The organism is Anaerocolumna sp. AGMB13025, assembly GCF_029689925.1.
GTDB lineage: Bacteria > Bacillota > Clostridia > Lachnospirales > Lachnospiraceae > Anaerocolumna.
Window position 1 is genome coordinate 5,815,851 of sequence record NZ_CP121445.1, and the last position, 24,807, is coordinate 5,840,657.

Annotated in this window: 19 protein-coding genes; 5 read left to right on the top strand and 14 right to left on the bottom strand. The window is 38.7% G+C overall.

The window, feature by feature from the left end; all coding sequences use genetic code 11:
- Positions 1–111: 111 nt before the first annotated feature.
- The 7 genes from QA584_RS24170 to QA584_RS24200 all read right to left on the bottom strand — a co-directional run bounded on the left by QA584_RS24170 (position 112) and on the right by QA584_RS24200 (position 9,303).
- Positions 112–1,278: a toxic anion resistance protein gene (locus tag QA584_RS24170; protein WP_278271664.1), complete on the bottom strand. Its 1,167-nt coding sequence runs from the start codon at positions 1,276–1,278 to the stop codon at positions 112–114.
- A 60-nt stretch (positions 1,279–1,338) separates the two neighbouring features.
- A complete protein-coding gene (locus QA584_RS24175) occupies positions 1,339–2,718 on the bottom strand; it encodes a 5-bromo-4-chloroindolyl phosphate hydrolysis family protein (RefSeq protein WP_278271665.1) in 1,380 nt (459 codons plus the stop codon).
- A 664-nt stretch (positions 2,719–3,382) separates the two neighbouring features.
- The gene (locus QA584_RS24180; protein ID WP_278271666.1) at positions 3,383–5,278 is read right to left on the bottom strand and encodes a hypothetical protein; all 1,896 of its coding nucleotides are present in this window, start codon (positions 5,276–5,278) and stop codon (positions 3,383–3,385) included.
- Between the two features lie 193 nt (positions 5,279–5,471).
- Positions 5,472–7,211: a hypothetical protein gene (locus QA584_RS24185; protein WP_278271667.1), complete on the bottom strand. Its 1,740-nt coding sequence runs from the start codon at positions 7,209–7,211 to the stop codon at positions 5,472–5,474.
- Positions 7,212–7,450: 239 nt separating this feature from the next.
- The gene (locus QA584_RS24190; protein ID WP_278271668.1) at positions 7,451–8,335 is read right to left on the bottom strand and encodes a carbohydrate ABC transporter permease; all 885 of its coding nucleotides are present in this window, start codon (positions 8,333–8,335) and stop codon (positions 7,451–7,453) included.
- 14 nt (positions 8,336–8,349) lie between these two features.
- On the bottom strand, positions 8,350–8,652 hold the full coding sequence (locus QA584_RS24195) for a hypothetical protein (protein WP_278271669.1): 303 nt from the start codon (positions 8,650–8,652) through the stop codon (positions 8,350–8,352).
- Entirely contained in the window at positions 8,653–9,303 is a 651-nt protein-coding gene (locus QA584_RS24200; protein WP_278271670.1) for an ABC transporter permease subunit, read from the bottom strand.
- Between the two features lie 314 nt (positions 9,304–9,617).
- On the opposite strand from QA584_RS24200, the gene QA584_RS24205 reads away from it, so the two are divergent.
- Together QA584_RS24205 and QA584_RS24210 are read left to right on the top strand one after the other, a co-directional pair.
- Entirely contained in the window at positions 9,618–11,441 is a 1,824-nt protein-coding gene (locus tag QA584_RS24205) for a sensor histidine kinase (RefSeq protein WP_278271671.1), read from the top strand.
- Entirely contained in the window at positions 11,441–13,012 is a 1,572-nt protein-coding gene (locus QA584_RS24210; RefSeq protein WP_278271672.1) for a response regulator transcription factor, read from the top strand. Before QA584_RS24205 ends, QA584_RS24210 begins: the two co-directional genes overlap by 1 nt.
- Positions 13,013–13,160: 148 nt before the next feature.
- Here QA584_RS24210 and QA584_RS24215 read toward each other — a convergent pair whose 3' ends face one another.
- Positions 13,161–13,664: a GreA/GreB family elongation factor gene (locus QA584_RS24215; RefSeq protein ID WP_278271673.1), complete on the bottom strand. Its 504-nt coding sequence runs from the start codon at positions 13,662–13,664 to the stop codon at positions 13,161–13,163.
- Positions 13,665–14,341: 677 nt separating this feature from the next.
- Between QA584_RS24215 and QA584_RS24220 the strand changes: the two genes are divergently transcribed.
- Positions 14,342–15,820, top strand: coding sequence for a methyl-accepting chemotaxis protein (locus QA584_RS24220; protein ID WP_278271674.1), 1,479 nt, complete (start codon positions 14,342–14,344; stop codon positions 15,818–15,820).
- A 282-nt stretch (positions 15,821–16,102) separates the two neighbouring features.
- Here the strand turns inward: QA584_RS24220 and QA584_RS24225 are convergent, their stop codons facing one another.
- From QA584_RS24225 to QA584_RS24235, 3 genes are all read right to left on the bottom strand, one after another.
- Positions 16,103–16,894: a nitroreductase family protein gene (locus QA584_RS24225; protein ID WP_278271675.1), complete on the bottom strand. Its 792-nt coding sequence runs from the start codon at positions 16,892–16,894 to the stop codon at positions 16,103–16,105.
- 49 nt (positions 16,895–16,943) lie between these two features.
- A complete protein-coding gene (locus QA584_RS24230; RefSeq protein WP_278271676.1) occupies positions 16,944–17,375 on the bottom strand; it encodes a MarR family winged helix-turn-helix transcriptional regulator in 432 nt (143 codons plus the stop codon).
- Positions 17,376–17,442: 67 nt separating this feature from the next.
- Positions 17,443–17,670: an ATP-binding protein gene (locus QA584_RS24235; protein WP_278271677.1), complete on the bottom strand. Its 228-nt coding sequence runs from the start codon at positions 17,668–17,670 to the stop codon at positions 17,443–17,445.
- Between the two features lie 204 nt (positions 17,671–17,874).
- Here QA584_RS24235 and QA584_RS24240 point away from each other — a divergent pair, with 204 nt between their 5' ends.
- Positions 17,875–18,414, top strand: a complete 540-nt coding sequence (locus tag QA584_RS24240; protein ID WP_278271678.1) for a winged helix DNA-binding protein — start codon at positions 17,875–17,877, stop codon at positions 18,412–18,414.
- A gap of 181 nt (positions 18,415–18,595) precedes the next feature.
- Here QA584_RS24240 and QA584_RS24245 read toward each other — a convergent pair whose 3' ends face one another.
- The 3 genes from QA584_RS24245 to QA584_RS24255 all read right to left on the bottom strand — a co-directional run bounded on the left by QA584_RS24245 (position 18,596) and on the right by QA584_RS24255 (position 22,478).
- A complete protein-coding gene (locus QA584_RS24245; RefSeq protein WP_278271679.1) occupies positions 18,596–19,414 on the bottom strand; it encodes a sulfite exporter TauE/SafE family protein in 819 nt (272 codons plus the stop codon).
- 633 nt (positions 19,415–20,047) lie between these two features.
- Positions 20,048–21,670: a flotillin family protein gene (locus tag QA584_RS24250; protein ID WP_278271680.1), complete on the bottom strand. Its 1,623-nt coding sequence runs from the start codon at positions 21,668–21,670 to the stop codon at positions 20,048–20,050.
- A 76-nt stretch (positions 21,671–21,746) separates the two neighbouring features.
- On the bottom strand, positions 21,747–22,478 hold the full coding sequence (locus QA584_RS24255) for a hypothetical protein (protein WP_278271681.1): 732 nt from the start codon (positions 22,476–22,478) through the stop codon (positions 21,747–21,749).
- Between the two features lie 870 nt (positions 22,479–23,348).
- Between QA584_RS24255 and QA584_RS24260 the strand changes: the two genes are divergently transcribed.
- Positions 23,349–24,632, top strand: coding sequence for a hypothetical protein (locus tag QA584_RS24260; RefSeq protein ID WP_278271682.1), 1,284 nt, complete (start codon positions 23,349–23,351; stop codon positions 24,630–24,632).
- Positions 24,633–24,807 lie beyond the last annotated feature (175 nt).

Genomic DNA, 24,807 nt, shown 5'->3' on the forward strand with positions numbered 1-24,807 from the left:
CGCATATCACTTTACAGCGGAGTTTTTAAATATTTTATTAGTTTATGATTTTACTTATTCCGTTATTTATAAATACTACATTCCACTCCCAGCTCTATCAAACACTCAATCTTAGCGATTTCCACGACCCTGTGCGCCTGACATCTCAAGGAGTTTGTTCTTTAATTCATTCTCAATCCGGTTTAATTCAACTTCGGCTTCTTTCCTCTTTTGATGTCCTTCTGCCTGGATCCGCATTACTTCGTCAAGGGTTGAAATCAATGACTCATTGGTATTACGCAGCGTTTCAATATCTACAATTCCGCGTTCTGATTCCTTGGCAGTTTCAATGGTTGCCATCTTTAAGGTAGCTGCATTCTTCTTAAGCAATTCATTGGTCATATCCGTTACTTCTCTTTGGGCTCTTGCAGCCTGTCCCGAATGAGCAACTCCAAGGGCCAATACCATCTGGCTTTTCCAAAGTGGAATGGTATTCACAATGGTGGACTGGATTTTTTCTGCCATCATGGTATCATTCCCCTGAACAAGACGAATCTGGGGAGCCATCTGAATTGAGATCATTCTGGTAAGTTCCAGATCATGAATCTTCTTTTCAAAACGATTGCAGATAGCAACTAAATCATTCACTGCCTGAGCATCTTCTGGAAGACCGCTGCGGGTGGATTTTTCCATAAGTGCGGGTAATTCTGTCTCCTGTACTTTCGCCAGTTTCTTTTTGCCGGCTAAAATATACATGGAAAGTTCTTTAAAATAGGTCTTATTCAGATCATACATCTTATCAAGCATCGCAATGTCCTTTAAAAGCTGAATCTGATGGGTTTCAAGGACTTTGCAGATTTTATTCACATTGGCATCGGCTTTATCATATTTCGCTTTCATGGCTGTAATCTTATTGGAGGTTTTCTTAAATAACCCTAAAAATCCTTTTTCTTCTTCCTCTGTATCAAAACTCTTTAACTCAATTACCACGCTAGAGAGCATTTCACCGACTTCACCTAAATCTTTGGTTTTCACATTGTTTAAGGCAGATTCTGAAAAATCTGCGATTTTTTTCTGGGCTCCTGCACCAAACTGCAGTATCAGATTTGACTGATTAATATCGATCTGATTTGAAAAATCTTCCACCATCTTTTTCTCTTCAGGCGTCAGCGTACTTTCATCAAATACTTCCACTTCCGTCTTTTGCTTATCCTGAATAACGATTTCTTCTTTTGTTTTTAACTGACTGGTTTCTTCTAAAAATGGCTCAAAAGTCAAGGTAGGTACTTCCTGGTTCATACTTATTTCCTCCTGGTAAAATCTATTTTATTAAGCTTTTTAAATTCTTCTCGGTAAAATCTATTTTATTAAGCTTTTTAAATTCTTCTCGGTTAAACCTTCCTGGGCAAGCATGGTATTGAGAACAGAGATATCCGTTGAAACGTCCATCGCTGCATCTTCAAAGAGGTCATCGAGGAGATTCTCAAATGCCAGATTGATTGTGTCCAGTGTTTTTTCAATTTCACTCTTAGCCGTGGAGATATTCTCTCCTTGAATGGGCTGTCTGTCAAACTCTTTATAAGCCTCTAAAAGTTTTAAGGTAGTGGGCAGGTAATACTCCATAAACTTTCTTATTTCGGGAATCTGATCCGGATGGAGTTCCACGTAATCAAATATTTTACCGATTACATCCTCTAAACGGTCTAATTTTTTAGATACTTCCTCTCCCGGAATCGCAAAATTAGCCTCTTTTATCTTATGAATGAATTGTCTGCCTTCCTCAATTACACTTCTGGCTTCTCCTGGCAGGTCTTTAGCTGCTTTTACTGTCTCCTGCTGTTTTTCTTCTTCCTGTTTCTGGGCTTCCAGCTTTTTCTGTTTATTTACCTCTGCCTGTTTCATGCTCTCCTGCAAATCCAGGTATAATTTATAACTCTCATTATCTAACATAAAACTGGTTTTTTTCTCATCAATATGTCCCTCAGGAAACATGCCGATGGAGATCATCTTCTGCAGATCTTTCACGATATATCTGGTACTAAGACCGGTAGATATGGACAAATCCTTAATCTCACAGTAATTACGTCCTCCAAGCTGGGTTGTATATTGCTGCATTCTCCGTATCCGCTTCCGGATTCTGTTTCCCTTTGCTAATACGAATACACTTATAATAAGAAAAGGTAAAATGCCTAGTCCAATCGTTGCAAAGAATTCATCCATTCCCAGGAGATGCCCGGCTACCATCAAGACGATAACTGCAACACCAAGTACACCGACTCCGATATTACCAAAGATGGTACACAATATACCAGATACCCTGCCGACTAATACCGCTTTACCAGGAATAACTGCATTTTTGACATATGTCCGGCTGACCTGATTCCGATTAGAATAATTCATGTTGTTTGCGTAATTATTAATCTTGTTTTGCACGGTATTGTTTCTTAAATCCCTGTTTCTTGCATCTCGATTCCTGGACTCCCTGTTTCTTGCATCTTGATTCCTGGACTCCCCGTTTCTATAACCGGATTGATAGCCTGTGGAATCAGGGTTAGCATACTGATTTGAGTTATTTCGGTAATCCTTTGCCCATTTTATCGATTTTTTTGCCTCATCCAATGCATTGTCAACAGTATGCCCAATATCTTTGCTAAGCCTTCTAAAGTCCCCGGTGTTTACAGCATCCTGAACAATGTTTTTAATATCTTCACCTATATTTGAAAAATTCTGCTTACCCATATATCCCTCCGGTAATCATTATAAAAATGAGTCTGCATAGCAAACTCAAACGAACGCATTCAAAGAGCAGTTGCTAAGCCTGTACCATAAACAACTATCCTCATTATATCCCATAATCCAGTAGATGACAAGCAAACCCGCTAAAAGTCACAATTTTTTAACTTATTTTTAATTTGTTTTTTATTTCTGATCATTCGCTACTTTTCTGTATTCTATAAATAATACCAAATTTAGGGCAAATATGGAACCATAATTTTAAAAAGAATCCCAATATTCATTTACAGTTTTTGGTATACCATGTTTCTATACTAAAGAAATGAACTACTGCTATAATTATTATTATTATATTTTAGGAAAATATCTCTGTCTTCTTAAGGTAATCGGTATCTATAGGATTGATTTGGACAATGAAAAATTCAGAAAACATCTTGGAGGGCAGCTAAGAGCCTTTCAGATTCAAGATAAGCGGTTCCTCGAATTAATAGTAAAGAACCCAGATACTATATAATTACTGACTGTATTCTTTGACGGTGACAGCACAACTGATTTTTATATTTTTACAAAAGAGGCACAAAAGTAATTATCTAAAAAACCGGAGAGGTTTACACTTAAGCAAGTATAAACCTCTCCGGTTTTTTTGGGTTTATTATAGTAATAATCTTTACTAGTTATCTATTCCGTTATTGGCTTCAATCAGTATCGTGTAACTTTCACCGGCATCTAAAAGAATCCGGTCTCCCTCCATACGGGGTGTCTCCTTTTGGTACATTGTTTTACCCGGATACAAAGCTGCTAACGTAAGACGAAGTGTCTGACTGTGAGGTGCAATATTTTTTACCGTAAATCCACTGTCGCTATACGTATATTCGATTCCGTAGTTTTCTGCCGTAACTGTGCCATACCGGTCAAGCACCGGACGCAGTTCAATATCCACATCAATTCCCTGACGCAGCCCTAAGTATTCCTTAACAAGTACCCAGCTGTATACATTGGGGTACTCATAATAATACGGCGCACCATGCCAGTTTTTATCGTCCTGATAATAAACATGGTTCATATCATAACGCTCACCCATCCGGTATCCGTCTGTCTCAGCCTGGGCGGCCACTTTAAACAACTGCTGTCCCAATACATCCCCTCTGCCAAAGTACGCCCAGTAAGCAGCATCCCAGCACCAGTAGCGGCCGGCAGCACATAAATCATAAGGTCCGCCGTCCCCGATTTCATCCGGTGTATAATCGGCAATACAAGGGGATAAAAAGGTTGGAAAGCGTTGGAACTCTTCATAGTTTTCCTCTATCAGTTTTTTTACAGCCTTAACCTGGTTCTCATTGGCGTACCCAAACAACACCGGAAGACAATTCGCTAGCAAATGTATATGGTCATGAACCTGCCCGTTACGGTCAATCCAGTCGGTAAAACGGTTGTGTTTCTCATCCCAGAAGCCATATGGTACCGGTTTAATTAGTGTCTTTGCAATTATATCCGCCAATTTACGGTATTTACTTTCCTCTTCCCTGCGACCCATAAGCTGTTCTAAGTCCGCCAGGCATTGAAGCCCATGGGCTGCCAGTGCAGCGGACATGCATTCCATACCATCCTTAATTACCTGATCCTCATAAAAGACGTCGGACCATAGCTTTCCATTACGATCTGTCAGATGTTCAAGCAGCGAGGCAGCTCCCTCTAACTCTTCCATATGGGCGTCCAGCCAGTCCATATTTTTTACTGCCCCATAATACAGCCAGGCAGTTTCTAAAATCTCTACATTCCCTGTGATTAAAAACATCTCCGCATTGGCAGTATGGTCCATGCTGTCTCTTCGCACATGGTATTCCCGTACTCCACTTGGCTGAATGGCACAAGGATTACGCCACAGACCCACCGGGTCCTCCCGCATCATCTTAAACTGCAGATTCATCATTCTCTCCACAACAGACAGTTCACACTGACCATGAACTGCTATCCTGCCCTTGCATTGGAATTCATGATCCACATCCGGATAAGTACCGGCATACTCCCCTTGTTTTAGCGTACTCAGCACATAACCCAAGGTATTGGGATAATAAAGGGCATCGGTTTGTTCGATTACGGAAGGAAGCAGGGTATCCCAATAAAAGTGTGCATATGCCTTTTCCAGTATCTCTCCGTCTTTCATCTGCAGGGTCAGTCTCTTTCCATAGATATCACAAGGCGGCCAGCCGGAATATAGTTTTAGTATATAACTGCCCGGGGCAAGTGTTACCATTATGTTGTTCTCTGTTATTTCTGCTGCTTTTTCCCCTGTTCCGCTGATACACACTGCTTTTCCATGAGTAGCCCCATCGGTTAGAACCCATAAGTTTCCATTGCAGTTAATCTTTGTGGTTTTCTGTGAAAGACATAGACTATATAGTCCTGTTTCCTTGTGCTGTATTCCTGCTACCCTTGATAATCCAAACTTAAGGCAGGTTATCTCCTGATGGACACTTAACAGATACTCCGTCTCGTTTTGAGACTCCAATTGTCCGCCCGTAATTTCAAAAGGCAGCTCGTCCACGCTCAATTTATCTTGTTCCATTTCTTTTCTCCTCTTTCCGCTTCTTTTATTGCATCATTAATTTTCATCTATATACTTATTTTACCACTTTTTATTACAAAACCAACTGTTTTTCTGTCCTTAACCTGCTTTCGAGCTATCACGTAAAACAGGAAACAGAAATAGAAATACTGGCCGGGAACATGAAGTCTCCTTTTATTCCCGGCCAGTTTCATTATTTCATACTCTTAAGCTTTTCCTGATATTGTGTATTATAGAAACTTTCTACTTTGTCCATGCCAAGGGCATCCACCGCAGCAATAAACTTGTCATAATCTGCTTTCCAGTCATCGGAAAAAACCATACTAACAACATATAGCTGAAGTAATTCATGGGCTTTCTGCAAAATAATACCTTCTTCACTGGCCGGGTCCGGTGCTTGGAAATCCAGTTCCGGAGTATATACTACCCTGGGTCCGTAAACCTCATTGTACTTAGCCATTTTTTCATTGCTGGTATCCCACCAGGGCAGATTCCATAACATTTCATTGCAGGCAATCCAGTATTCACCCAAGCCATTTTTAGCTGCTACACCGCTCCAATCTGCATTCTTATCCTCAACATAAGCAGAAAGCATGGTGGGCTTGCCGTCTACAAGATTCCATTGGGGTCCTTTTACTACATCCCCGCTATACGTATCTCCCTGAATTCCCCAGGATACATCCTGATGTCCCTCTACTGAGGCCATATATTCCAGGAAACGGATGGCACGGGCAGGATCCGAACACTTTTTGCTGATAACCGTAGCAAGCCAGCCGGAACCGGTACGGTTCTGTTTATAGGTGTCAAGAGGTCCTACCACAATATACTGGGTATTCGGATTGTCTTGCGGAACTTTTTCTCCGTCAGAAATTACCCAGGTATAAGAAATTACGTCACCTCTCGTAATTTTTGCATTGTTTACATCTTTCGAATCAATGAAAGGATCCTGGTTCAGCAGACCTTTTGTCTGTAACTCATGGAGAAAAGCAATTGTATTCTGAAATTCCGTACTGCGTGCCTGCCAGCGGATTTGTCCGCCCTGATCCGTCATGTTGTTGCTCATACCAAACTGTACCCCTAAATTACCCATGGATGCACTGAGTGACAGTGTACTTGCAGATACTGCGTTATCTGCCGGATAAAAGGCAATCTTGTCCGGGTGGTTTGCGTGCATTTTTTCAAGGGCTGCTACTAAATCAGCCTGGGTTTTTATCTCCGGTGATCCGATTTCTTCATAATAATCCTTCCGTACAGACAACACCGGTTGATTGGTACCTACTATCTGGTTGTACTCCCTTGCTGCTTTTTGCCAGGCTTCGCCCTGCACCCAGGTGGTAAAACGATAGGTTTTGCCGTCTGCTGAACGATAATTTTGCAGTATTTCTTTTGGCAGAATTTCTCTCATTTTAGGCGCATACTGGTCAATCAGATCGTCCAGGGACCATACCAGTCCTGCATCTATCATTTTTTGCAGGGCCGGGTCATTGCGGTCGATTGTCATAATATCCGCGAGCTGATCCCCTGCAATCATCATGTTCAGTTTTTGTCCGTCGTCAGCAACAGGTTTGGTCAGTTCTAAGTCAACACCTGTCTTTTCCGTTACCCTTCGTGCCGTATCATCTTCCCAATTCAGTCCAAACCAGGAAAAGTTGACGTAATAGGACAGTTTGACAGGTGATGTGTCCTCTTTCCATTCAAGGTCTGCCGGATCAGCCTGCCAGCCGATACGCTCCCAGTCTATATCCTGCTGTACTTTGTTCTGCTCCGGTTCCGTATTTGAAGTATCACCCGAGGCAGTGTCTTTGGATACTGATGTATCCGAAGTATTCGTACCGGAGGGTGTTTCAGAAGTTGATTTACAGCCGGTCAGCCAGCTTGCTGTCAGCACTGCTGTTAAAAGCAGAGCAGCAATTCTTGTTCTTTTTTTTCTCATAAAAACTCCTATCTGTGCGCTCCTGCGCACGTATCAATCAGTATCAATATGTGGCACTTCTTACTTCTATTTGCATCATACTAACGTAACACAGCCATTAATCGGCTTATGCTACCAGAAATAGGGAGAAATACAAGAGATTCGCTCCTCCAGCAGAATTCTTATATTATTTGCCATTCCCCTTTTAATAAGTAACCTATGAAACCTCTCCCTTAAACTTCACCCCTCTACAAGAAAGCTTAGCCTTTTACAGAGCCGATCATCATTCCCTTCACAAAATATTTTTGAATATATGGATAAACAATAGTTATGGGTGCTACCGCAATCATAAGCATTGCATATCGGATGGATTCGGGGGTGGTAACTGAGGCTGAGCTTGAAACGGATAAAACCTTCTGTAATTCCTGCTGCGCCTGAGTCAAAGACATGGTCCGCATTAGTACGGCGGGCAAAGTCATCAGTTTTTCATTGGTAATAAAAAAAGCCGGGTGAAACCAGTCATTCCAATGCCATACACCGGCAAACAGGGCTAAGGTTGCTATTATGGGTTTAGAAAGCGGTATAACGATTTTAAATAAAGTTACGAACTCGTTGGCCCCGTCTATCTTAGCAGACTCAAGTAAAGCATCCGGGAGATCATTGATAAAGGATATAAATAAAACAATATAGTAAAACTGAAATATGTTCGGAAGTATATACACTAAAAAATTATTTAACAGTCCAATCTGGCTGTACAGCAGATAGGAATACACAACACTTGTTGGAAAATATAAGGTAACCAGTCCAAACACCATGTAAAACTTACGTCCTATTAATTTTTTATTTGCCAGGGCGTATGCTGCCATGGAGGTACCTATGATCGCTGCGGCAGTCCCCACAACCGTTCTGAGAACCGTCATGCTAAAAGCTCCCAGCAGGTTTTTATTCCGAAACACCATGATATAATTATCCAGGGTAAATGCCCGGGGCCAAAAGTAAATGCCGCCGCTGACAGCGTCCTTTCCTTCATTGAAGGAATTAATCAGGCAATAGTAAATTGGATATAAAGTTACTATTAAAACAAGAATTGAAATTACGACAGTTACCAGGTTAATTATACGGTCTTCTCTATTTTTTGCAATCATATCACTTTACTCCTTTACATAATGCCTGATCCGAACGCCTTTTTCGATGCTTTATTGGCACCGAATAACAACAATACGGATAGTACGGATAATACCAGGTTTGCAGCTGCGGCAAAGGAAAACCTGAGCTGATTTAATCCGGTGTTTACCACAAACGTCTGTAGAACATACGAGGTCTGGTGATTAAACGCATTGCCAAGCAGATAGGATTGGTTAAAGTTGGAACCAACCGGACCGCCGCTCAACAGATTACCCATATTCAAAACAAACAACGCACCAATGGTTCCGGATATGGACCGCAGCGTGATACTATACATTCATCGTAATCTGCCGGCACCGTCTACCGATGCGGCCTCATACAGCTCAGGACTGATACCAGATATTGCGGCCAGGTAGATAATTGCATTCCAGCCGGTTTCCTGCCAGCTGTCAATCATAACACCAATCCACCAAAACCATTTTGAGTCCGTAAGAAAATCAATTGGTTTTGCTATGACGCCAAGCCGCAGCAGTAAGTCATTGATTGGACCGCCTCTGTCTAAGAATACCATCCATAACGTGGCAACAATTACATAAGATAGAAAATGCGGCAGATAGCTACCGGTCTGGGTCACTTTTTTTAGCTTTGTAAATGGCAGCTCATTTAACACCAGGGCAAGGAGAATTGGTAATGTAAACGTAAATGCAAATTTAAGCAGACTCATCCCAAAGGTATTACGAAGTGCCAGATAAAAATCTTTGTCTGAAAATAATTCCTGAAAATATTTAAATCCTGCCAGGCTCTTTCCAAAAAATCCGTCGGTCAGATCATAATCTAAAAAAGCATTAAATAGACCGAAAATTGGTATATAAGCAAAAACAAAGAAGAAAATTAGGGCAGGGATGATCATAGCCTGGAGCTGCCACTGCCTTTTATACCCCTGTATTCTCTGTTTCGCCCTCTGTGGTTTTGCTAAAACTTTTTTCATATTAACTCCTATCTGTGTGCTTTAGCACACATACAAATCAGGTGTTGAAAAAACTGCTCTTGTTTTTTCAACCTAATACCCATTGCACTGCCACTAACAAAAAGGCGGAATCAAACGAGGAAAGATAATTGCTACTTGTTTTCACGAAATAAAAATGATAGAATAGAAAAACAAATTTAAGCTCCGTCAAAACTTATAATATGTTCGTGTGTTTCTAATAAAAATTGTATCTTTTTAACAGTGCGAAATCAGTAAACAATAATTGGATTTGGTATATTTTTTTCAGCTGCAGTAAAATCAGGAGAATCAAAACAATGAATATTATTCGTACCTTATCACGGTCCATGCGGTACAAGACCAAGTTAATGTTATGTTACCTATGCTCTATTTTATTTCCCATCCTCATTGGTCTTATTTACCTTTACAATACCATGGTGGCCAATGCCGGACAGCCTTTGCTTAATAGCATCTACCAGCGTATGGAACAGGAACGGTCCGGTGTGGAAAAAACCGTAGAGGATATGCAAAAGTCAGCTCATCTTCTATCCACCCAAACAGATATAAACCGTTTCTTTATCCGCAATTATTATGATCCGGCGGAATTAATCAAAACAATGAATTATCAAATCCTGCCAACCCTTTCCTGGTATGATGCGAATTCAAAATTTGGTCAGCAGTTCCGGTTTATCACACAAAACACCTATCTGCCTGAAAATGAATTCTGTGAACAGGCCGCATGTTACTCAGGGGAAGCCTGGTATCAGAATGCAGTTAAAAAAAGCAGCGGAGGCGTTTACTTCCGTGAGGCCTGGCATCCTGCCAGGGACTACCTCTATACACCTAAAAAAAACAACCAGCAGGTTTATACCTGGTTTTATCCGCTGTTATCCTCTGTCCCCGGTAATATTACGTTACTGGAAGTCTCCATTGATGCCGGACATCTTTTTGAAGGTATCAATAAAGCGCCGATTGCAGAAAGCGGCTTTTTATTTACTTTTTATAATGACACACTGATCTATACCGGAGGCTTTAAGGCAGAGCTGGCAAACTGGCTGCAATCGGACCAAGCCAGAGAACTTATTAATGGAAAAGCCCAGACAAAGGATACCATAGACATAAACGGTAAATCCTATTACCTGTCCACTTTGCGGATTAAAAATCTGGATACTATCCTTGGCTGTATCGTACCCCAGGAGGAAATAGAAGCTCCAGCCAGAGCTGCCAGAAATGGTTTTGCAGCCGTATCAATAGGTATTATCCTTGCTGTCCTTTTCATTTCCTATATTGTAGCTAGCTTTCTGCTTCAGAGAATCCACCGCATGCTGGCTGCTGTAAAAACAATTCAAAGAGGTAATTTTGACATTCGTATTCCTCTGAACGGGGAAGATGAAATTGATGAATTAGCACAGGAAATTAATATTATGGCAAGCAAGATTAATGAACTTATCAATACGGTTTATTTATCTGAAAACTTGCAAAAAGAGAGCCAGCTGGCGGCTTTACAGTCCCAGATCAATCCCCATTTCCTGTTTAACACTTTAGAGACCATGAAAATGGCGGCAGAACTTGGAGAAACCGAGAGACTTAAAACAGGACTTACCTCCTTAGGCGGTCTCATGCGCTATACTCTGTCGGCGGTGAAGACTCCGGTATCTCTGGATATTGAACTGCGTAACCTCTCCTATTACATGAACATTCAAACGATGCTCTTAGATGACAGAATCCGCTTTAACGTGGATATACCGGAGGACATACAAAAAAGGATATCAATCCTCCCTCTGACTTTGCAGCCAATATTAGAGAACAGCATCCAACACGGTTTTAAAAAGAGAATCGGAATTTTAGAAATAACTCTTACCGTAGAACAATCTGATACCGGAACGATTCTTACCGTGACGGATAATGGTTCCGGTATCAGTGAAGAGTCCCTTATGAATCTGCTGGCAGAACTAAAAAAAGACCAGCAGCCCCAGAACACACGGACTCGGGGCGGAATCGGCTTATGGAATGTAAACAGACGGCTGGTTCTGTCCTTTGGGGAAGCCAGTGCCCTTACTATAATGCAAAATCCCATGGGCGGTGTTATCACCCGTATCTTTTTGCCGAAAGACAATACAAGTACCAAGGAGGAAAACTAATGTACAGACTGTTAATTGCAGAAGACGATTCAACCATCCGACGGGGATTGGTGAAAATTATAGAAGATATGGGTCTGGCTGTAGAGAATATACAAGAAGCTGAGAACGGGCAAAGTGCTTTAGCTCTATGCGAAACCTTCTTACCACACATAGTTATTACGGATATCCGAATGCCCCTGATGGATGGTCTGGAATTTATAGGTACCATAAAACAGGAGCAGCCCGGACTTTTCTTTTTAATAATCAGCGGCTACAGCGATTTTGACTATGCAAAAAAAGCAATTCAGTTCGGTGTAAATGAATATCTTTTAAAGCCCATTGAAAAAGATGAACTAAAAACCGCCCTGCTTCGGATTATAGAACAGCTGGATGCCAGATCAGAGACCGAACATAAGCGTATCAGTGAAACAAAGGCATATACCGAACAGATTAAACAGTATGAAAAAAACTTAATGTGGGATGTTATGACTGGACATAATACAGCCTCAGAACTATCCAGAAAAGTTGAGATGCTTAACAATATTGTCCCTAATAAACCTTTATTGATTGCAGCAGGATATGGTGATACATTTCAGGCAAAGGATCTTTCCTCTGTTCTTACTTTATCTTTACCGGATTGGAAGCTGCTTTTGTGTAATACTGCCGCCTATCGCTACCACTATGCATTGCTTTACTTCGATTCCGGCGAACCCTTAAAAGATGGTTTTACCAAGCTCCTGCAGGAACTTGGTTCCAACCGGTCGGCTGTAAAAAACGGGAATTTTCCCAAACATATTCTGGCTTTGGCAATGGCTAAAGAGCAAAGCCAGATACCGGAAGCCTTAAGCACCTGCAGGTCATTGCTGGATTCCCGGCTGGTATCCCCTATAACAGAAGGTGTACTGACCGTGTCAAATCAGCCTAAGACCCAGTCTATGGAGGATGCCACCTTCCTGACTCATCCAATCCGTAATGCTATGGATACGAATGATTACCTATCCATTGAGCGAATTCTAAAAGACTATTTCAGTAATTTGCTGACGGATACCGGCTGTACGGCTGAAGCCTTGATCCGGCAGGCAAAAATAATAGAGTTATCCGTTCTGGCTTATACGGCAGAACAGTACCGTTATCACGAGAAGCAGCTGAATCAGCTCCAGACCATAGAATTTTTATTAAGTGCTTCCCAAACGGCCAAGGATTTCGTAGACGCCGTTGTTTCTCGTATTACCACCATTGCCAAAAACCACAGACCTTCCGATACCATATCCCCGGTGGAACAGGTACTTTTGTATGTGAACCGTCATTATGCAAAGGATATAACGCTTGTATATGCCGCAAATCTGGCTAATATGAATACGAATTATTTCAGTACGCTGTTCAAAAAGAAAACCGGTTTATCCTTTGTTGCTTATTTGCAGCTGGTGCGTATACAGCATGCAAAGGAACTGCTAAAGGACCCTACATTAAAAGTTTATGAAATTGCAGAACGCATCGGATTCCAGAATGAAAAATATTTTATGAAGGTATTTAAAGCTGTGGCAGGTAAGACACCTTCTGAATATAAACAGGAAAGTGAACATCAGCAGTAAAAATTAGTATACTGTGTCAGGTGTCAGGTTTTGACAGTAGCAAATCAAAAGAGTGGTAAAAACCACCCTTTTGATTTGCTACTGTGAAAGTCATGTTTCAACCATCAATCCTCATACTTATAAAACCACAGCATAATGATTCAAATTATTAATATCTGCTTAATTCATCGGTTCCATCGTCCATGGTTTTCTCGATTTTGCGGATAATGATATCATAGGAATAGGTATCATTGACTTTTACCTTAACCGTATCACCTGCTTTACCATGCAGCAGGGCTTTTCCTAAGGGGGAATCGATACTGATCTTTCCTTTTAAGGTATTTGACCTTACTGTTGTTACAAGCTTATAAGTAACTTCTTCTTTCTCTTCCGGTAAATATACCGTCACCAGGTTATTAAGCCCCGCCTCATCAGACTGGGATTCATCCGATATGATTTTTGCGGTTTTTATCATTCTTTCAAGATATCTTATCCTGCTTTCGTTCTGGTTCTTATACTGTTTGGCAGCTTTATACTCAAAATTCTCACTTAAATCACCCTGTGCTCTTGCTTCTTTTACATCTTCAAGAGCTTCTTTCCTGACAACAAGCTTTCGGTGTTCTATTTCTTCTTCCATCTTTTTTATATCCTGTACTGTTATCTTATCATACATAATCACTCACTCCCATTGGTATCAATATGAGCTAATTATAGCACAAAATCATCACTCTATCGTTAGAAACTGATATATTTTTATTGTTTATTCAAGATTCTTTTGCTCATTGTTTATCTAAGATTCTTTGTTCATTGTTTATCCGAGATTCTTTGTTCATTGTTTATCTAAGATTCTTTTGCTCATTGTTTATCCAAGATTCTTTGTTCATTGTTTATCCAAGATTCTTTGTTCATTGTTTATCCGAGATTCTTTTCCCACTATTTATCCTGGATATCAATATGATACCTTTATAAACCGTTTTGTAAGCAGAAACCGCTTATTCTGTTTTTTCTTGGACCTTTCCGTTTCGATTAGGCTGCTCAGCAGCAGCCTATGACATTTGAAACTTATTGCTAGAAATAAAAAAATGATAGAAAGAGAAATTGATATAAAGAAATTGTAAAATTTGGTCGAAAATAATAGAAGAAATGTACAGCTGTCATTTTTTTCAAGAAAAGGCAGCTGTCTTTGAGCTGTCAGGACTGGCAGTACAATCTCAAGTCGGAAGAAAGAACACAAGGAAAGGATGCCACGCAAACTCTTTCGACTATTTTAGCAGGATATTGGTACAACTTATATCATCTGTTGTAAGTGGCCGGCCATTCTATTTGAATGAGTTAAGTATAGGTATAAAAATGGATACAAACAATGTAGTATTTAACAGAAATAAGTTATTAACAAAACTAATCTGGTTTTCCTTGGCACTGGGTCTTATCGTAGATATCGCCAACAAGCAGAGTTTTAAGATGATTGCAGTCTTAGGGATTGCCGGAAGTTTTATCGGATTGATTCTTACCTTTCTGGGTATGAAGAGAATACTGGAGGATAAATTTAAGTATTTGGTGGTTTTAGCTGTTGCAATCTTTACTTATCTTTTACTCAGCAGTTCCACTTCAATTACTACTTACATTTTAGTTTATTATGGGTTGGCAATTATCTCTTTATACCATGATTGGAAGCCGATTGCTTTAATGGGTCTGTTCAATGTAATCTTTACAAATTATTTCTTTTTCCACTTTAGAGACACTATGTTTGCAGGACTAGAGGATAAAGCTTTGGTATCCTTTAATCTGTTTCTGATTCTAATCTGCGGGGTTTTAATTGCCCAAAGTAATATTGGCATCCGCATGAGAAAAGAATTAGAAGAAAATTACGATATGGCTGAATCGAATAAAAGCCAATTGGACCAGCTTCTTTTACAGGTTAAGAAAACCGTTAAGGTTCTTAACGGTTTTAGTACAAGCCTAAAAGATAATTTTTCTATAATCGAACAGAATTCAAACGAAATTGCTTCTGTTTTCTCTGAGATTGCTTCGGGGATAGATTCCCAGAATCAGAGTATCACAGATATTAATGAAACCATAACTGCAAATCAGAATGCCAGCAAACTGGTTGCAGAAACCTCAGTGGATATGCTGACTTTATCTGGCCGTACCTCGGACAGTATCTCTGAAGGCGGACAGGAGGTTGAATCCTTAAAGGGAGAAATTAACAAAGTCAATGATAATATTTTGGAAACGGTGACTTTAATGACAGAATTAGACGACCAGGCACAGCAGATCTTGATGATTTTAAATACTCTCAATGGAATTACCAAACAAACTAATTTACTAGCCTTAAATGCTTCCATTGAAGCTGCCAGAGCCGGAGAAAGCGGAAAAGGCTTTTCTGTCGTAGCTGAGGAAATCAGAAGTCTCGCAGAGAATTCACAGAAATCTACTGAAGTCATCTCAGCAATTATTAATACTGTAATCGGAAAAATCGAACAGGCCTCAGAAAAAGTTAAGATCATCGATATCAGTTTTAAAACCAGTAAGTCATCCTCTGATAAAGTTGATGATATCTTCCATCATATCATTAAGGATACGGATGAAGTAGTGGATAAGGCTAAACTGGTGAAGGAACTCATAAGAAATTTAACTGAGGATAATAGTAAGATATCTAAGGACATGAACACCATATCCGCAGGGTCTGAAGAAACTGCAGCCTCCATTGAAGAAATCACTGCTAATATCTTAGAGCAAAATAACCGGATTCAGGACATTGCTAAAAATTATAAAGATATTGATGAACTTAACCAGAGATTAAGTGAATTAGTGAACGAGGTGAAGTAATTCCAAATTAAAGCTGATTCCGAATCTTTGTTAAGTGAAGAGGCTGATGCAAATCCAAAGACTAAATTACCTGGGAGAGAATAAGGATTATATTCTAAACCCTGGTTCTATAACCTATATTTTGCAACAGCCCCTCTTTTATTTATCCCTTGCTTTTATTTTTATCCCTTTGATACCTTACTTTTTAACCCTTTGATCCTTAGCTTTTACTCCCTTTGGTCCGTAGCTTCTACCCCCTTTGGTCCGTACTTTTACCCCCTTTGCTTCCTAGCTTTTACCCCTTTACATTTCCCGCAAGAATCCAGCTTTTACAAGAACTTTTTCAACTTCCGGATACTGATCTTGAATTTTTCTTTTGGTCTCGTTTTCCCCATCTCTTTTTAAAAAGCCGCACCATACTTCATAAAAATAATCCAGATAATGTCCATAACCTTTATCTCTCCAACCGGCAATTAATGACAGATAATGCTTCTCTACTGCATCATATTCCAACACTATATTATTTATTTCTTCCTCCTTTAATCTATGGTATTTACCATAATGAATTACCCCTGGTCCGCTTAACCGCCCTTTACCAGTAGTTTTTAATTTACTTTCATCAGCATATCCAAGTATCAGTGCAATAAGAGGAAAACAATATTTCTCCGCTAAATTTAAAAGCTTATAAATCCTGTCGATATTCCCTCTATGGAGGCAGTTAGTGAATAGCGAATCAATACCAAGGGATTTTGCGGCAATCGCTGCTGTTTGCGCCGCAAGAACCGTATCCGTACTTCCGGTCACAAAGTCAGAAACTGCTTCCTGATAACTGAACTGATATCCCAGAAATTCTGCTGTATCTGCTATCCTGTTATAATCAACACAGAACACTAGCATTTTATTACCGGTATATCCTATCTCTTTCATAACACTTTTATCATCTACAACAATGATGGAATAGGTTTGTCTGGCTGAGGCTGAGGCCGCCTTGACACAGGAATTTAAAATACGTGAAAGTTTCTCATCCGGTATATCCCTTTCAGAAAAGCTTCTGACAGTTCTCAGACTTTCAATTGTTTTTAACGTTTCATTCATCTTAACATTCTCCTTATTTAATTCGGTACCGAACTATATAATTAAAAGATTATCGGGTAAAGTTTCCTATTACCCGATTGATTAAGGAAAGCAAAGTTTCTGTTTCCTCATCTGCAAATCCTTTGAAAAACACCTCTATTACTTTATCTGATATCTCTTTAAAATCTTTTTTAATATCCATTCCTTTATCTGTTAGTACAATGTAGTAAATTCGCTTATCCTCAGCATACGTTTCTTTCGTAACATACCCATGTAAGATTAACTTATCCACCAGCTGGGTCACTGTTGATTTTGAACGGTGGATTCCTTCACTTATCTCTTTCATGGTTAATTTTCCATTATTCTCATAAAGGATATCCAGTATATTACCATGAGATACAACTAACCCCTCAATACCTCGCTTTTTAAGTTCGATTTCTATATATGATGAAATCTCACTTCTAATTTTTGAAACAGTTGATATTGCTAAATATTTATTCATTCTAAACGTAGCTCCGTTTTATTTAATCTAAATTCATTATAGTTCGGTACCGTACTAATGTCAAGCTTTATTTAACAAATCTTAAACTCTTAACCGGGCATGCAGCAATGCAATGTCCGCACCTTACACATTTGTCACTATCCCACTCCCACTTCTTTTCTTTTTGGTTAACCGTGATTGCTTTGGGTCTGCAGCATCTCTGGCATTTGCCGCAGTATAAACACATTGCCAGGTCATTTTGTACATCACCTTTCGCTATTCTATGATCTTTTATAAATTTATAAAGTAAGTTCATTCCATTTTCTCCTCTTATGGTACCTGATATTTCAGAAATTCATGGTTTCTTTGCTTCTACTTTTTATATATTTTGTTTCTTGGAAACTATATTACTCTTATTCAATATATTTGTCAATATTGTTTCTTGGAAACTTTTTTTAAATAGTATGTGCTTGCCCGGATTTTATGTTATACTGTTTGTAAGTTATTAGGATGTGGAGGTATGAAATTGACCAATCGTTTAGAAAATAGATTTGATTCCAGAAAGGATAATGATGAACTTATTTCAGTAATAAAAAACCTTGTGAATGAAGTGCTTAACAAACATGCATCAGAAGATGAAGAAGAAAAACAATGGCTGCTGGATAACTGCCAAAATCCGGCAGTATTAAAAAAACTCAGTGACCTGACCTACATTATGTTGCATGTTTTAGATGCCATCGGTAGACTAGAACCTGTAAATAGTATATCGATATCTAAGGATACTGGCATTCCAAAAGGAACCGTGTCCAAATCCATACCCAAATTACTTTCAAAGGAACTTATTACCAAAGTTCCTTTGCCAAATAACAAAAAGGAGTATGTATTTCACATTACCCCCCTAGGCAAAGAAATTTTTATTCTTCATCAGACAATGCATAAGAAAATGGAGTCTACACTAAATAATTTTTTAAAGCAATATAATGATACAGAACTACAGTTTATTATTCGTATGTTAAAAGATTTTGCTAATCTCTCTATCTTGAAACTGATACCCTTTTAAAATACTTTTAATGTATAAGAAACGCAAATGATAACTAAAATGTCCTCAGACGGCAAGAGCGTTGTTGAACCTGCCGTACCAATGCATTTTAAATCAGCTAAGCATGATAAACCAGGAGTAACTCCTTGTAGATAATATTTAGAATTTCTTATGTTACTTTATTAAAAGTTCTAATATTATGCTATACGAGTCCCATATATAAAATACGGGCGCCTGCAAAAATTAAGGCTACCGCCAGGCATAGCATAATAACAGAACCTTTTATTCGTTTTGATATCCGTGCTCCAATCTGTGCTCCCACCACGGTACCGGCGGCAATACTTAGTGACATTGCAGCATTTTGTGTTAACGAACCATCACCAAGATGGACAAGAATACTTACCAAAGAAGAAAAAACCAGTACAAAATGTGAAGTTGCCGTGGCAAAATGAGCCGGAAAGCCAAGAAGTACCAACGCAGGCACATGTACGATACCGCCGCCTATTCCGAGAAACCCCGATATAAGTCCCACAAACATACTGATTATAATACCTGCTGCCATATTAAAGGAGAAAGCTGCCACATTGCCTTCCCTGTCGATCAAATTCCTTTTAGCACGAAAACGCCCCGGCGCATCGGTGGGTGCACTGCTGTTACCCATGCGGCTCTTTAATATAATAACTACTGCAAATATAAGCATAAAAGCTCCAAAAATAATATTAAACAAATCTCTGCTGACATGTGCAGTCAATATTGTACCGGCAATGGCACCTGGAAAGGTGGCTACTGCTAAAATTATACCCGTTTTATAGTCAATACGTTTCATATAAGCATATGCAGAAGAACCGGAGGAAGAGTTAAAAAAGACCGTTATCATGGAAATCGCCGTAACAGCGTGGGCTGACATGGAGGGGAAACATAAAAGCAGAATAGGTGTCAAAAGAAATCCGCCCCCTGCCCCAATTAATGTACCAAACCCTCCAATGGCAACCCCCAGTAGAATAAATAGAAATACTGACATATGGATATTCTCCTTTTATCGAATTGACATTTTTATTACTGTAAGCGTTGACGCCTTAAAAGTGCCGGTTTCAGTATATAATTCATTTGACTATAAGTAAAATAGTATATTATTATTAAATCTATAACAAATTCATTATGTATTTTAGTATTAATCTATTTCTGTATTAGATTTATTTCTGAATTAGAACTTTTTCTGATTAGATTTATTTCTATTTCTGTATTAGAACTATTTCTGATTAGATTTATTTTTGTATTAGATATTATGAATCTTTTAATAAAACTATCCTGCACAAGTATGCTTGACACTGCGACGAAAGATATTCTATAGATAGGCTCGGCATATAATACATACCTATAACAGAAGTAACCGGTATATGATTCAGAAAATCTGAACCAGTACGCCGGTTACTTGGGGTTGGATTACTGTCTATATAGTATTAATCTAGATACCTATTGACTTTTCATCATTTTATAAATAAGAATCCAATAAATCTATATCTCTGCTATTACTTCGTTCCCTTCAAATATTTACTTTTAATATTTACCTCAGATATTTATAATAAGTTCTTATATTTATCATGCAATAAATATAATCTGTACAAGGACACGCAATTTCTTGAACTTCACAAAATTATTTACTTAACTCATCTTTAAGGATATCATCCACGCCAGAGAGGTTAATATTTTTGGTGGTTTTCGCATCAAGGCTATCACCCATGACAATGTTCTTCATATCAATACCTACAGAACTTTGCACGGTATCAAATACTTTAGCAAGTACAGTTGGTACATTATCTGCTACATTATCAACACCACCGCCATAGATTTTTATATCCGAAATCTGACTCAGCGGTTCTGCAATGGCTTTTGCAATCTCAGGAAGTTTTTCAATTAATTTATCTGCCATAGCAGCACCGGTATACTTCTTGTAAGCATCTGCTTTTTTCTCCATTGCTTCGGCTTCTGCAAGACCCTTTGCTTTAATCGCTTCGGCTTCTGCAAGACCTACTGCAGAAATTGCTTTTGCTCTCGCTTCACCACTTACAGCAGCAGCATTTGCTTCTGCTTCTGCCTTAACTTTAATTGCCTCTGCTTCTGCGTTAGCCTCTGCTTTTTTCGCTTCTGCTTCTGCATTGGCCTCTGCCTTTCTGGCCTCGGCTCTTGCCTGTGCTTCTGCAATCCTGGTGTATTTTTGAGCATCTGCTTCCGCTTGTTTTTGCTGTCTGTCCGCATCTGCAGGCTCTACAATCTTAACCTTTAATTCCTCACGGGTCTTTTCAGCACGGCGTTGTTCCAATTCGGTCTGTTTTTGCTCTCTGGCAATCTCAACCTGTAACTGTGCTTCCTGCAGTTCTTTTTGCTTTTGCTGCTTTAAGATGTCGGCTTCCATTTGAGCTGCAATAACTTCTTTATAGGTAATGCTCTTTTGAATTTCATAGGCTGCATCTGCTTTCGCTTTAGCCGATTCCTGTTCACTTCTATACTGGGCTTCCTGTACTTCTTTTGCTTTTAATGCTGCACTTACTTGTGTTTGAGCTTCTAATCGAGCTCTTTCACCTTCTTTTGTAGCTTCTGATTTCTGAATGGACTCTTCTTTCAGTGCCATTGCCTGAGCTATTTCGGCATCCTTCTTCTTTTCTGCGATTTGTTTTGCACCAAGGGCTCTTATGTATCCATTGGTATCATTTACATCCTTGATTGAAAAGTCCTTAAGCTCCAGTCCCATTTCACCGATTTTAGTACCAACAACTTCCTGTACTTTCGCGGAAAAAGCTTCCCTGTCATTATAGATCTGCTCTACGGTCATAGAAGCTACGATTTCACGAAGCTTACCTTCTAAGATAAGGGTGACTTGTTCCGAGATTGAATTTTGAATCTGGCTTTCATTTGTCCCGGTAAATTGTTCAATAGCGGCATAGATGCTCTCATGTGTATTTCTTACTTTAATTACGGCAGTACCGGCAACATCGATAGGTACACCCTGGGAAGACATGGTCTGTGAGGTATTGACGTTTAACTGGATGTTCCCAAGAGAGATTGTATCCGTCCGTTCCAATACCGGAATAACCAAACCACCGCCACCAGTTATAACTCTCTTCTTCATACCGGTAACTACCATGGCCTTATCCTGAGGAACCTTCTTCCACATACGGAAAATGGCCGTTAGAATCGTTAGACCTGCCGCAACTGCTACAACTGTGATAATGATTGGAACTATGTCTATCGTTCCAAAGTACTCTGTTAAAAAACTCATTGTTACTCCTCCATTTTTATATTATTCTTTAAGCCATGGTATCACGATTGTTTCTTATGATACTGCCTGGCATTACTCACTCATATTTGTTTTGTGCTTCTACAAAAACGATACCATCCCGTAATTCAACCACTTTAACTATTTTTCCGGTTTGAAGTCTGAGGCTCTCATCTACACACTTAGCCGGATAGCTTACCATGACATTTTTTAAAGTAGTGAAGCTTACGGTTCCAAGCTGCCCCGGCAATATGGTATCCACTATCTTGCCGTCGTATAAAAGCAGCTCCTTTTCGTCGATTCCATAACTGTTGGTCTGGGCTTTCTTTAAGGTTTTAATCAGTGTCTGTACCAGAACAGAGGCCACATATCCGACAATAATTGCGGCAACTAAGGTAACTACCTTTCCTTTATTGCTATACGTTAATAATCCGCCCACAGCACCAAAGGTAACTGCAAGTGCTGATAGTGACATTAAGGAGGTAGGTATCAGACCAAGTGAAAACATGGTATGAGCATCTGCGCCAAGATCCGTATCCATATGGGTTCCTATATCTGAATGGTTTCCCAAATCCATATGTCCACCTAAGTCCGTATGATCTCCCATACCAGCATGGATATCAAAATCCGTATGACTTCCAAAATCAGCATGGGTATCAAAATCCATATGGGTATCAAATCCAGTATGGGTTCCGATATCGGCACCTGTATCAATATCTGTATCTGCGCCGTTACTAAGGGATCCCAATATAAAACTTACAAACGGGAGTACCGCTCCTCCGGCAAGAAAGCATAAATATAATGTTAACATAATAAACCATCCCCTTTATATTATCTTTTATAAACAGCACAAGGAATCTGTATAAAGTAAGCTTTTCTGCTGACTTAATTTTAATAAAGCATTCATCTTGAAGCGGTTACATCCATCCATTCTGATTCATTCAAAGAGATTAATAACCCAGTTACCACAAAATCAATTCTTGTGATGTCTGATGGATTTATATATGAAAACTTTATACTTTAGATTATTATACTGTATTTTTAATGAATTGAATTTAAAGAACGCTTCGATTTTCTTTAAAATTTGATTAAAACTTTTAACTGGCTCTTCCTTACCAATAAAAACGCATATTTATTCTGCCTGTTGTTTATTTTTCTTATTAAAATACATATTGATTTTTTGCATATTGATTTTTTTACATATTAATTTTCTTTTTACATTTTGTTTATTTAACACTCCCCTTAACTTTACCACATTTTGTAATATTCTTCTACAATATTGTAGAAAATAGTCTTTATTTTATTTCTAGTGTATTTTTAGAATACTCTAAACCTATAAATCCCTCGAACTTTATGAAAAAATATTACTAAAGCGAATAGGAATACAAACAGCTACTATTATGTTTAATGAACACTTCGTTTGAATGCCAAAAATAAGATGCCATAAAATGTAAAAAATATTGATTTTATGTCAAGAAATGCTTATAATGTAAGTACTATTTTTATTTATCATTTTACATACATTACGGTAAAAATTACTACTTCTGTGTAATTATTACTTTTGGTTTAGTACATAAGTTATGTAATTAGCCTTTTAATTTGGGGGCTTATAATTGGGGGTTTAATATAGTTTGGGGTTTAATAAATTTAACATTAATAAATAAGTTAGGGGATAACATACATGTTGGATACTGGTAGAACTACGACGAAAAACATTATACATTATATGAATACGGCTCTTATTGTGCTGATTTTTATTCTGTCTGTAATCAGTCTTTTCTTTCAGAAAGGTTTCTATTTAAAACCAGGCGCTGATATATTTATGATTCTGACATCTTCTTTATATCTTATATTCTCGGTAATCATTGCCGCTTCCGGTATTTTTTATCCCAAGAATCCAATTGCGGTTTCTGAAAAAGTCAAAAAAAGTATTTTTATATTAAGCATCTTTTCTTTACTAATTAACAGTAATAAGCTGCATGGATTGTCAGCTTTAAGGGAAGCTAATTCCTTAAAGTCCATAAGAAGGCAGTGGAATGCACCAGTAATTTTAATACTGGGAATCATCCTTGCGTTCATGGAAGGTATCACCGCGCTTATAGTAACTGGTTCTGGCACCCTGGACTTAAACTATGTTTTTAAATCCCTTGCCATTACTCCCTACGGTAAAATTCTAATCGCCTTGTTTATTGGATGGGTCTTGTTATTTTTAAGCTCAACAATCTGGTTTTATATTGATACAAATGAAACTTTGCAGATTTCTGAGGATACTCAAGATGAAATTAAGATGCCAAGGCAGCAGGATATGGAAGAGAATGAAAGAACTATGATTTCATGCAGTCACTGTGGTTTTATCTTTAATTACAGCCATCTAGAAGGGAACTGCCCTAATTGTGGAAAACACAATAAAGCAAAAGTCATTACTATTGCCCATAGGAAGTCTAAGTCTTACAAGAAAAAATCCTTGCTAGTACTTCTAAAGTCATATGGAACAATTATAAGTGTATTTTCTGTTATTCTGATTGGTAGTTACTTTATGAATCAAATAAATTATGGGAGTGGTTCTTTTGATCCTCCTGTTGTTAGTTATAATCCCCCGGCAAGCAGTAGCAGTCTACCGGCAAATTCCGGTTCTAATACAAATAGTAACAACAATCAGACCGATAGGAACGGCAGCTCCTTTACTGCTGAAGAAGTCCAAAAGCTGCTCGACGATATCCAAGCCGATACAGGCATCAAATTCCAGTATCATAAGGAATTATATAGCAACAACCAAACCGACGCCTCTGGAGAGAAGTGTCATAAGATTATAATACTTACAACTACAGACGACAGCGATAAGGTTTATTGGTATCAGTATTTTAAATATATAACCGATTCTGATACTCATAAAGCAGGAGAAATCGTTTTTTATGCGGGAATGGAGTCAAGTACCATAACAAAATCTGATCTTACTTCAGATTAACCTCAGGTTTCATAAACGCATAGTTTACTTAATAATTGGATTACTTAAACATGTTATTCTTAAATATCTGCAGTAAAAAAGGGAGCATATCACTTTAACAACTGCCCCCTTTTTTATCCTACTCTTTTCCCAGGCTGCAGCAAAACCGCAGGACTCTAACACTTCTTTTCATGTA